Here is a 12,304-nt window from a genome sequence, read left to right as displayed (position 1 = left end):
CTTCCCAATCGGCTAAACTAGCATGGAACGGCATAGAATTCCTCGTAGACATGGGTGCTGACACGTCCAGTATACGCGAATTCTCTGCCGTTTGTCGTTTCCTCCCCGAACTACCTACCCTTGAAAGCAACCCCCTCTCCCACTGAACGCGGGCGAGGGGGAGCCGACCAGTTTGTACCCAAAAATGGCGGGGAAACCACGGCTAAAGCCCCTCGCCCGCGCCACGGGAGAGGGGTTGGGGTGAGGGAAGATTAAAGACCTAAAATCGGCCTAAATACCCCTCGCTCAATTGGCTAGGATCATGTTAAAATAGAGCTATGAGTATATCGTCTGCCTCAACGCCAATCGGCGACGTATTGCAGCAAATTGCCCAACGTTTCGCCCAAAGCAGCCGCTCGCCCTTGTTGCGCAGTGGTGAATTAGCCTTGCCCGATGCCAGTACCCAGCCGTTGCCGTTGGCTCCTGAATTGGCGGTGGCATGGCGGGCTTTGTTGGGCGAGACTGGCTGGCCTTGGCAAGCAGAGGCTTTGGCAACTGTGCGCCGTGGTTTGGGCTTGGCCTTGGTTGCGCCTGCACCGCTTGGCCCAGCCTGTTTGTTGCTCTTAGCCGCCGAGCATATCAGCGCCAATCAAGGCAGTTTGTTGTTACTCGCGCCCGATGCTGCTAGCTTGCACGATTTGGCGCAAACTGCCAATAATATCGATGCTTTGCTGGGCGGCGGTTTCCCGCACCTTGTGGTTGAGCAAAGCACTCGCCCACCGCATAGCCCGCCGCGCTTAATTTTAACCACTCCCACCACCTTACATCAACGAATGTTGCGCACCCATCATCGCGGTTGGTCGAATATGTGGCCACAGTTGAATGGAATTGTGCTGCCAGCCTTTGATCAAGCCAATAGCACTAGCTTTGGCCATTGTCGTTGGTTGTTGCGGCGGGTTGAACGCTTGCGCCCACGCGCCCGACCATTGACGCTCTACGCGAGTTTAGCGCCAGTCGCCGAAATTGATGAATTGTTGGCGCGGGTGTTTGATCATCTGCCGCCGCTGGTCTATGCCAATACCGCGCGCATTCCCTTGACTTGGGCATTGTGGAATGGTGGCGCGCAGCCAGTCGATGCAGCGCTAAAATTGGCCCTCGCCTTGCGCCAAGCAGGCTTAAGCGTCCAGCTTGATGCCCCCGATAGCCTAGAACGGGCAATTTTGGCCCAACGCGGCGCAGCCCAAGGATTAAGTTTAGTACCATGGGCAGCGGCTCCAGCTCATGTGTTGGTGATGCTGGGCGGCGTAAATGCAACCAGCCTGCCAAGTTTGTTGGCGAGTGGCCATCGCGCAGTTGTCTTGGTAACCGATCAATCGATTGCGGCGCAAACTGCGTTGGCCCAACCTGCTTTGCTCACGCCCAACCTGCCGCCAGCCTTGCCTATCGCCACCCAAAATAACTACATTAGCAGCAGCCATTTGCGCTGTGCCGCCGAAGAGCGTCCGCTACAGCAAAGCGAAATTAGCGCATGGGAAGTGAGCGATTTAGTCGAGCGCCTGACTCAGCGCAATCAGTTGGCGCAACTGCCCGATAGCCCAACCTGGCAACCAGTTGCCAATTTGCAGCAGCGCAGCGATATTTACGCAACGCTGCATCCCACCACAATTAGCGATGTGCCAGTGCAGATCGTCGATCACGAAGGCACATTTTTGGCCGAACTCGATTCGGTGACCGTTGAGCGGCGTTTGTTTAGCGGCGCGAGCGTGCTTGGCGGGCGCGTGGTTGGCTGGAACGATGATGGTTCGTTGGGTATGCGCTTGCAAGATGCAGCGCCAACCTTGGCCGAACATCGTTGTAGCGTCTCGGTGCGCGAGCAATTTGGCCAACGCCCGTTGGATGGCGCACGCGCAGAGATCGAACTGACGATTGGCCGCGTGGTCGTAACTGAGGAAATTGTGGCGCGGCGCAGCCTTGCAGATGATGGCAGTATGCGGCGCGTGCCGTTCGAGCCACCGATTCAATTGCAGTGGAATGCTCCGGCCTTGTGGCTTGCTGCACCAGAAGCGGGGGCAGGCTTGGGCGAAATTCTGCTTGGGGTGCTGCCATTATTGCTGCGTTGCCAACCAGATGCCATGGTTGCTTGCCTGAGCGAACAACAGCTGTATTTGGTTGAAGCGCAGCCTGGCGGGCGCGGCATCGTCGAGCAGTTGTATAGCCAATTTGAAGCCTGGCTACATTTGGCTGGCTTGGCGGCGCGCACTCTGAGCAAAGATCCAATCTATGCCAGTTATGCGCAGGCCGAGTTGCGTTGGCTCGAAAAGATTTTGGTGCCGCTGGCAGCGCCATTGCGGGCTGATATGCCGCCAGAACCAGCTCAAATCGCGCCGCCACGTGTCGAACGAGCCAGCCGCCAATCGATGGTAATTAGCACGAACGAGTTGAATGCGCGCCGACGCGGACGAGGTAATGTTTTTGCGCTGCCCCGCTCGTTGCCCAAACAAGGCGAGGCTGTCAAGCGCCCAACCGCTCCTTTGCCAAGCCAACCAGCCTTGCCAGCGCAACCGATGCGCTTGGCAGCACAACAACCGCCAGCAAGCAAACCAATTACCAATCAACGCCCAGCGGTCCGCAACGAAGCACCGCCAGCACCGCCAGCGCCAGAAAAGGCCAAGCCAAATGTGACCCGTCCGCCGCGCCGCAAGGCCAGCGTTGGGCGCAATGAGGCCCAGCGTTCGACCCAACCGTTGGTCCAGCCCAAAGCTGCTGCGCCAAGCAATCAGTTGCCACCAGAACGTGGTTCGGTGGTTGTGCCAGCGCCAAACGAACCGCCAGCTTACGAGCGGCCACCGTTTCAACAGCGTAATCCCCAGGAAAAACCTGCGGCGCAACGCCCAATTTCGCGGCCAGTGCAACGTGAAACGCAGCCGAATCAACGGCCTGCGCAGCGCGAAACGCAGCCCAATCAGCGGCCAGCGCAACGTGAGCAACAACCAGCTCGCCCATACCAGCGCAACGATCAGCCGACCAAACCTATGCCCCGCGAAACGCAGCCCAATCAATCGCCAAATCAGCGTGAGCAACAACCAAATCAGCGTCCGTATCAGCGCAACGATCAGCCGACCAAGCCCATGACACGTGAAAGCCAGCCCAATCAGCGGCCAGCGCAACGCGAGCAACGGCCCATTCAGCCAAACCTTGCCGAGCAATCAGCGCGGCCATATCAGCGCAATGAGCAACCAGCCAAGCCCGTGGAAACCAATGCCGATCCACAGGCCATGCTCGAAAAAGCTCGCCGTTTGCGGGAGCAGCGCGAAGCTGAGGCGCGGGTTGCGCAACCAATTACGCGGCCAAATAGTGCCAATTACGACGCTGAGCCAAGCGAATCACGCTTCAAGCAAGGCGATCGGGTGCATTGCGTGCCCTATGGCGAGGGCGTGGTGCAAAAAACGCGCATTCGCGATGGACGCGAACTATTGCTGGTACAATTTCCAGAGCTAGGTGATCTCCGCGTTGATCCAGCGGTCAATGCTGTGCGCATCGTGCGCCCTGAGATTCAAGCAGACGACGACGAATAATTAAAGCTGTGACAACGAAGCCACTACCGTGACCAGCATTGTGCTGATCGCGGTAGCTTTGTTGGTCGCGAATAAAGGATACAACAATGCAATCACACGACGAAGCCCAATTGATGGAAAGCTGGGCACGCCAAGCAGGTGCGTATGCACTTGAGATTTTTCAGGATTATGCTGCTGCCGCGCCCCGCCGCAAAGCAGATAATTCGTGGGTTACCGAGGTCGATGAGAATATCGAACAGATGCTGCGTCAACAAATTGCCCAGGCTTTTCCTGATGATCTGATTATGGGCGAAGAAGGCGGCGGCCATGCCAGCAGCAATGGCCGGATTTGGGTGCTTGATCCAATTGATGGCACTGGCTCGTTTGTCAAACGCCTGCCAGTCTGGTGTGTCTCGATTGGCTTGCTGGTCGATGGCTACCCTGCTGCTGGCTGCGTCTATTTGCCGGTGCTCGACGAATGTTATTTGGCAGGCTTGACTGGGCCTGCAACCTTAAATGGCCAAGCAATTCATGCCGAAAACCCTGATTTTCTCGATAGCCAAGCATGGATGGCGGTGCCATCGAATGCTCATTGGCGCTATAACATTAGCTATCCAGGCAAAACCCGCTCGCTGGGCAGCACCGCCGCCAATGTGTGCTATGTGGCGAGCAGTCGCGCTTGCGCCGCAATTTTGGGCAACGCCAGTTTGTGGGATATTGCAGGCGCATGGCCAATTCTGGAGCGGGCTGGCGGCAAATTATCGACCTTTTCTGGCGGGCCATTCGATTGGCAGCGTTTCTACGAAGGCTCTTCGGCCAACGAGCCGTTATTTGCTGCCAGCAACGATAATTATGCAACGATGCGCGGCATGATCGACCTTGCCAACGGCGCAATTTAATCAGCATCCAAGCAACAGCGTTGATCGTGGCATGGTATCATAGGCCCGATTAAGCCACCTCAGCGAAGGAACCAACTGATGGCTGATGTAACCAAGTTTGTGCGGCCTGATATTGCGGCGCTGGAAGCCTATACGCCAATTCAACCATTCGATGTGCTCAGCGAACAATTGGGCATTCCGATTGAGCAAATTATTAAACTTGATGCCAATGAAAATCCCTACGGGCCAGCACCCAGCGTTGCCGAAGCGCTGCGCGATCACCCGTTTTATGCAATTTATCCTGACCCCGACCAAACCCGTTTGCGGCGGGCAATTAGCCCATTTATTGGCCAGCCGATTGAACGGATTTTGTGTGGCAATGGCTCGGATGAAATTATCGATTTGTTGATGCGGGTGCTGGTGCAGCCCAATGATGTGGTGATTGCCTGCCCGCCAACCTTCGGCATGTATAGCTTTAACACCGGAGTTGTTGGTGGGCGTTTTGTGGCTGTGCCGCGTGATGCCAACTTCGATGTGGATATTGAAGCAGTGGCCGACGCAGTGCTTGAGCATCAGGCCAAAATGGTCTTTTTGCCCTCGCCCAACAATCCAACGGGCAACCTTTTGGCACGCGAACACGTCCTACGCCTATTGGAATTGCCAACAATGCTCGTGTTGGACGAAGCCTACGCCGAGTTTAGTTCGGGAAGTGTTGCCGATTTGGTTGGCCACTATCCCAATCTGGTAGTTTTACGCACCTTTTCCAAATGGGCTGGTTTAGCTGGTTTGCGCTTGGGCTATGGCCTGATTCCAGAGTGGTTGATTACCCACTTGTGGAAAATCAAGCAACCCTACAACACCAATGTGGCGGCAGAAGTAGCGGTTTTGCAATCGTTGGCCGAAACTGAGGCACTGAATGCGCGCGCCAAGGTTATGGTGGCTGAACGCGAGCGTTTATTCGCCGCGCTGCAAGCAATCGATGGCCTAACGCCGTTCCCATCGCAGGCAAATTTTATCTTGTGCCGCGTTGAGCGTGGCGATGCTGCGCAGCTTAAAGCCGAGCTTGCCAAGCGGGGAATTTTGCTACGCTACTATCGCAACCAAGAGCTAGCCAATTGTATTCGGGTGAGTATTGGCCTGCCAGAACATCATGATGCCTTGCTTGCAGCGTTAGCCGATTTGGGTTATCGCTAAATTGCATTGACATCAAGGAACGCGGCGTGCTATCGTTGCCACAGAGTTTCATGATTGTGGAGTGATCGTTGTATGATTGCTTGTCCTGTCTGTAATGCGACCAACCAAACAGGGGCCTTATTTTGCGAAATGTGTGGGCATCGTTTGCCAACCGTGGCGGCAGCAGTAACCCCACCCCAAGCCGTTGCTGGCGGCATTCAATGCCCAACCTGTAAGCATATTGCCACTGCTGGCGAGGCGTTTTGCGATGAATGTGGTACGCCGCTGAATGTTGCGGCAACTGCTGCCGTGCCTGTTACTCCCGCGCCTGTTGCGCCAAGTGTGCAGCCAGCGCCCCAGCCAACCTATCCTGCACCGCAGCCGATTGCCAACGCCGCCAGCCCAACCTGCCCAAGCTGTCGGGCGGCGGTTATTCCTGGCGAGGCATTTTGCGATAATTGTGGGGCTTCGTTGTTGGCTGGCGCACCTGCCGCCGCTCCAGCAGCCCGCCCAGTTGCTCCCGCGCCGCAACCAAGCTATACGCCGCCAGTGCAGGCTGCGCCAGTGGTTCCTGCCGCGCCAGTTTATACGCCGCCACCAGCAGTTCCAGCCAAGCCGCCAGTTGCCGCACCAGTTGCCGCTGCTCCGGTTGGCATTCAATCGTTGGCGGGGTTTGTGCTGGTAACAGCGGCTGGCACGCGCATTAATCTGCCAGCCAAAGCCGATATTGTGGTTGGCCGTGAAGATGCAGTTTCGAATAACTATCCCGATATTGATTTGAATCCGCACAATGGCTTGGCTGATGGCGTTGGCCGCCGCCATGCCCGAATTTTTGTGCGGGCAGGCGTGGTGCAACTTGAAGATCTCGATAGCACCAACGGCACAACCGTCAATAAACAACGCTTGCAAGCTCGCCAAATTGTCAATTTGAATGTTGGCGATGAAATTCGTTTTGGCCGATGTGTGTTGCAATGGCAACGCTAGCGTGATGTAGCAGCTATGAGTGGACAGGCCATGTTTCAACAAGGACGCTACCAAGTACGCAACGAGCTGTTTCGCGATGAATGCGGCGTGATGTACTTGGCGGTCGATGGCAAGATGGCAGGGCGCGAAGTTGCCTTACGCCAACTCAATGATGGTGTTTTAGATCCAGCTTCGTTGCAGCGTTTGGCGCAGTTAAACCAAGCTGCGCTGCCTTCGGTCTATGATCTGTTTGAGGAGCATGGCCAGCGCTATTTGGTGCTTGAGTATCCGCGTGGCCAAACTTTGGCCGATGTGGCGCTCGGGCCGCGTTTGCGCGAAGGTGTGGTGCTGGCGTGGGCCAAGCAAATTGCCGAAGGCTTGCGCTATTTGCATAGCCAAGGCTTTGTGCATGGCGATATTCAGCCGCAAAATATTGTGCTGCAAGATGGCCGCCGCATTAAATTGCTTGGCGGTTTTCCAGCAGGCTGCCCAAAAAATGCTGGTTCGCGCTATTCAGCACCAGAAATTTGGAGCGGTGCAAACGCTACCCCAGCCTCAGATATTTATGCTTTGGGCGCGACGCTGCACCATTTGCTGACCGGAACTGATCCCAACACCCAACCGTTGATGGCCTTTGCGCCGCCCGATGTGCGGCGACCAGATCTTTCGCCAGCGGTTTCGAGCGCGATTGTCAAAGCCCTCAGCCAACAGCCACAGCAACGCTTTGCCACTATTGAGCAATTTGTGGTGGCCTTGAGCCAAACCAGCAGCACCCAAGAATCAGCTGGCGATTTGCCAGTGATTGGCTTTACGCCCTCGATTTTGCCCAGCACGCCCGCCGATGGCCCAACCCAACGCTACGTGCCCTCGGAAAGTTCGCCAATCCCAGTACCACCAGGTCGTGGCACAACTTCGCAATATGATCAGGCGATGCTCGAACAATTGCTCTTGCCCGACCGCGATCTTGGCCCAGCGCCCTCGGCCTTGCCGCAACGCCCAGCTGAAAGCAACAATCGCACAGGCTTGATTGTGCTGGGTGTGTTTATTGGCTTAGCCTTGTTGGCTGGGGCATGGTTTATTTTCAAGCCTAAGGGCAACGCTTTTGTTAATGCAACCGAAATTGCCAACAATGGCTTGCCAACGGTTACGCGTGATGAAGGGATTTTGCTGAGCGATAGTGCAAAAACTGCTACCGCATTGGCGGCAATTCCGCCTGCAACCCAAATTCCAACCCTCGATGTGCCGCGAGCTACTGCTGATGCGATTCGAACCTTTACTGTGGCAACCGAAGCTGCCTTTAACGATGATTTAGAAGCACGCTATCAGCGGGGCACAGCCTACGAAGAAACCGGCCAATATGGCTTAGCGTTGAGCGAATACGACGAAATTTTGCGCCAAGACCCAACCTACAAAGATACCCAAGCGCGGCGCGACCGAATTAAGATTTTTCTTGATGCAACCGTCACCGCAGATGTGCAACAAACCACGGTTGCGGTGGCAACTGCTACTGCCGTGGCCCAACCAACCGCAACCGCCTTGCCACCAACGCCAACCGCCACCCCAGTTGGCCAGATTGTTGGCGATACCTTCAATGGCAGCACGCTTGACCCACGCTTGTGGGCGAGCGAAACCCGTGATGGCAGCATTAACCTGAATAATGGCGAATTGCAACTGGCTGCAACCAATGCCAACTGCTATCCAGTCGTGCGCACGATTACCGATACGCTCTTTCCTGCCAACAACTTTACGCTCAACATCACCTTCCGCTATTCCGATGTAACGGCCTTGGGCACTGGTTTTATGCTGGCCGATGCTATGGCTACACCGTGTGGCGAAACTGATCGGGCGGGCAGTAGCTGGAGCGGCATTTGGCAGGACGAAAATCAAGGCCTGATTGTCGAATTCCATCGCGACCAAACTGCCGATGCTGAGGTTAAAGATATTCGTTTGCCCTATACCAACGGCCAAATTGATACAACTGAGCATAGCTTAATTATTCAGCAGCGTAATGGCGAGCAAACCTTTATTCTCGATGGCAATACCCTGTTTACTGAGAAAATCGGGGCGCAACCAAAAGTGCTGTGGTTTGGCAACCCAAGCCGCACCGCAATTGGCGCACCGTGGACGGTGCTGAATATTCTCAGCGTTGATTTGCGCGAAGAGCCGTAACCACGCAGCATTGTGGCCTCTCGTTCCTGCATTGGACGAGAGGCTTTTTTTGTTTAAGCAGTTGCGTGGTACACTCTCTGGCAATTTGGTTTAATTGCTAGGGAGATTCTGATGGCGCAAGGCTTGCGAACACATTGGCGGCGTTGGTTGGCTCGACCGTATATCATCTATGTAATGCTCGGATTATTGGGTTTGGCCTTGGCAGCAGTTGGGTTTGTGCGCGTGTTGCCAAGCTTAATTCGCGTCCCCGATCATTATGATTTTGCGGCCTATTATGTGGCTGCACGGGCCTTGAACCAGCACGAAACCCTCTACGATGGTGCGGCGATGCAACGGGCCGCGACGATTGATGGCCAGCACATGGCGCATCCGTTGTATATTTATCCGCCATTTTTTGCAGCAGTGTTGCGGCCATTGGCTAGCTTGCCGTTTGCTCAAGCCAAAACGATCTGGTTTTTGGGCAATATTGGGCTGTTTGTTGGAATGTGGTGGCTGCTTGGCCGTTTGGCGCAGCTTGCTTGGCAACAGCGATTGCTTGGTTTAGGGCTGTTGCTGCTAGCCCCACCGTTTTACGATACGCTGCTGCTGGGCCAAGTTAATATGCTGCTGTTGGCGTTATTGACCTGTGCCTTAGCCCTGTTGTTGCGTGCCAAACCAAGCAATGGCAGCGATCTTTTGGCGGGCGCATTGATTGGCGTTGCAGCGGTGATCAAAGTGTATCCGTTGGCTTTTGGGTTGATTTTTCTGCTGCATCGGCGCTATTTTGCGAGCCTTGGGGTGTTACTGGGGGTGGCGGGTGCAATGCTGCTAGGTATTTTTGCTGGCGGCGGTTGGGCAACGACCCAGCATTTCTTTACTGATGTGTTGCCAAGTTTACACGGCCCGGCCAATGCCGCCGATCAATCGATTTGGCCAGTTTTCGAGCGCCTGTTTACTGAGCACACCTATCGTTATGCCTACCTCAGCGCCAGTAATTTAGTTGAACTAACGCTCAAACCAGTAATCGAAGCGCCCTTATTAGGCAAGCTTTTGGCGGCTGGCTTGGCGGCAACAATTGCATTTTTATCAGGGCGCAGCATTGTGCGGCGTTGGCGCAGCGCTTCAACGCCAGCAAGTTTGTGGTTTGATTATGGCTTGATCATCATCTTGACCCTCTTGCTGTTGCCAGTGGTGCATAGCCATTATTTGGTGTTGCTGCTGATTCCATTGGCATGGCTGCTGCAGCGCTATCAACAGCTTGCGCCAAAGCAAAAACCCTATTTGATTATTGGTTTGTTGGCGAGCTATGGTTTGATTGTGCTCGAGCGCTATTGGCGCTTTTTGCTCAACATAGCTGCCACACCGCTCTTTTTGGGCTTTGGCCTTTGTGGCGCGTTGATTGTATGGTGGTTGCTGATGCGCTATCAGCCAGCAACGGCTTCTATTCAGGATTAAGTTCTCTCACACCTCAGCACATAAGCTATATTTTGCCCAATGAATCGACTATAATAGCAATGTTATGGTTAAGTGGATTGTGGTGAGGCAATTGGCATGTTGAAAAGTGGCACAATTATTCAAGAGCGCTATACGATTGTGCGGCCCTTGGGCAGTGGTGGCTTTGGAGCGGTCTTTTTGGCCACCGATGGTCGCTTGGGGCAGCGCAATGTGGCGATCAAATATTTTGCTACGGCTCATATGCGCCCAGAAGAACGTGATTCGTTGGCCCATTTGTTTCAGCAAGAAGCGCATACCTTGGCCAGTTTGAGCCACCCCAACCTCGCGCCAGTGCTCGATTATTTTGCTGTCGACGATGGTTGGATGTTGGTGATGGGCTATGTGCCAGGCGAATCGTTGGCGGCCTTGCAAAAACGACTCAACGGCCCGTTCGGCGAGCAACAAGTCGTCGATTGGGCGATTGAGTTATGTAATGTGCTGGAATATTTGCACAACCAACGTCCGCCGCTGATTTTTCGCGATCTTAAGCCAGCCAACATTATGCGCACGCCAGAAGGCAAAGTTATTTTGATCGATTTTGGGATTGTGCGGCGCTTCAAAGAGGGCCAGCATCAAGATACGATTCAAATTGGCACGCCTGGCTATGCCCCGCCTGAGCAATATGGCGGCCAAACTGAGCCACGCTCCGATTTGTATAGCCTTGGCTCAACGATGTATGTGCTGTTGACCAACGAGCGCGTGACCAGTGGCCTGCGTTTGCCACCAGTCAGCCAAAGTGTCGATTGGGTTTCGCCAGCCCTCGATGGCTTGATTACCCAATTAACCTCGTTGCACATTGATGAACGGCCTGCTTCGGCGGCGGTTGTACGTGCTGAATTAGAGCAAATTCGCGATCTGCCGATTGTGCCAATTGCTGATCCGTTTGCGATTTTGCCGCAAGCTGCGCCCTATCGCGGAGCCGAAGCGCCAACGCGGGTCAATCCACAAGTTCAACAGCAACAAAGTTATGAGCATGCCAGCGTAACTCCACGGCCAATTCAGGCAACGCCGCAGCCTGTCATCAACCAGCGCAAAGCGCGGGTTTGGCCATGGGTGCTGTTGTTGCTACTGGTGTTTGGCGGTGGCGCAGGCTGGTGGTATCTGAATCGATCTAATCAACTGCAAACGCCGCTCGTGCCAACCCAACTCAGCAATTTGCCCGATAGCGCTGCTGGCGATTTGATTATTTCTTCGCGTGAAGGCAATAGCGGCGCATACAATCTGCTCAGTTTGGATATTCCATCGGGCAATGTGAGCGCGGTTGTGCCGCATCACGATGATAATGCCATTGCCTCGCGTCGCCGTAGCGATGGCCGAGTGGCCTATTCGCATGGCGTTGATGGGCTTGAACAGGTTTTTACGATTAATGCCGATGGCAGCGATGAGCAGCAATTGACCTCGGCTCCAGGCGAAAGCCGTGCCCCTCGTTGGTCGCCTGATGGCAGCAAAATCGCCTTTGAGAGCGACCGCGACCGCAGTAATAACAACAGTTTTGATATTTATATTATGGATGCAGATGGCTCGAATGTGCAGCGCGTGACTGCTGAAGGTGGCTGGCAAGGCGGCCCCGCCTGGTCGCCTGATGGCAGCAAGCTGGCTTTTCATAGCCAAACCAGCGATTTATATGAAATTGTGGTGCTTGATTTGGCCAGCAACAAGCAATATTTGTTGGCCAGCGTCGATGATAGTGCCTTTTGGGCCGATTGGTCGCCCGATGGCCAAACGATCGCCTTTATGACAGGCGATAACGATAGCCGCACTAAAATTTATACCGTGCCAACCAGCGGCGGCGAGCCACGCGAGCTAACCACGCTTGGCAATGGCAAAAATCGCTGGCCGCGCTGGTCGCCCGATGGTCGCTACTTGGCTTTCGAGAGCTATCGCAACGAACATTGGGGCATCTATCTGCAAAATCTTGAGACCGGCAAGGTCGAAGCGCTCTCCGATGGCACGCGCCACGATCGCTGGCCTTCATGGTAATGCGAGTATAATAGCTTTCAAGGGCAAAAGAAACGAAACCACGAAGAGCACGAAGAGCGCGAAGATAAGGCTATTCTATTGGCTATTGGCTTAGAGTTTGAATCATAATTTGTATGTTCTATGCTCTATGTTCTA

7 protein-coding genes are annotated in these 12,304 nt (G+C 54.6%); all 7 read left to right on the top strand.

The window, feature by feature from the left end:
* Positions 1-317: 317 nt before the first annotated feature.
* Complete coding sequence (locus C5S61_RS12970) at positions 318-3,554, top strand: hypothetical protein (RefSeq protein WP_110515472.1); 3,237 nt, start codon at positions 318-320, stop codon at positions 3,552-3,554.
* Between the two features lie 86 nt (positions 3,555-3,640).
* Positions 3,641-4,432 (top strand): inositol monophosphatase family protein, encoded by a 792-nt coding sequence (locus C5S61_RS12965; protein ID WP_110515471.1) that lies wholly within the window; start codon positions 3,641-3,643, stop codon positions 4,430-4,432.
* 78 nt (positions 4,433-4,510) lie between these two features.
* Complete coding sequence (gene hisC, locus C5S61_RS12960) at positions 4,511-5,605, top strand: histidinol-phosphate transaminase (protein WP_110515470.1); 1,095 nt, start codon at positions 4,511-4,513, stop codon at positions 5,603-5,605.
* 72 nt (positions 5,606-5,677) lie between these two features.
* Positions 5,678-6,568, top strand: a complete 891-nt coding sequence (locus C5S61_RS27430) for a double zinc ribbon domain-containing protein (protein ID WP_110515469.1) — start codon at positions 5,678-5,680, stop codon at positions 6,566-6,568.
* 15 nt (positions 6,569-6,583) lie between these two features.
* Positions 6,584-8,716 carry a protein kinase domain-containing protein gene (locus C5S61_RS12950; protein WP_110515468.1) on the top strand — a complete coding sequence of 711 codons (2,133 nt, stop codon included), beginning with the start codon at positions 6,584-6,586 and terminating at the stop codon, positions 8,714-8,716.
* 111 nt (positions 8,717-8,827) lie between these two features.
* Positions 8,828-10,150 (top strand): glycosyltransferase family 87 protein, encoded by a 1,323-nt coding sequence (locus C5S61_RS12945; protein WP_110515467.1) that lies wholly within the window; start codon positions 8,828-8,830, stop codon positions 10,148-10,150.
* A gap of 96 nt (positions 10,151-10,246) precedes the next feature.
* The gene (locus C5S61_RS12940; RefSeq protein WP_124033426.1) at positions 10,247-12,169 is read left to right on the top strand and encodes a protein kinase domain-containing protein; all 1,923 of its coding nucleotides are present in this window, start codon (positions 10,247-10,249) and stop codon (positions 12,167-12,169) included.
* The last annotated feature ends 135 nt before the right edge of the window (positions 12,170-12,304 follow it).

It is taken from the genome of Herpetosiphon llansteffanensis, assembly GCF_003205875.1.
GTDB lineage: Bacteria > Chloroflexota > Chloroflexia > Chloroflexales > Herpetosiphonaceae > Herpetosiphon > Herpetosiphon llansteffanensis.
This window is presented reverse-complemented; position numbering and strand designations above follow the sequence as displayed.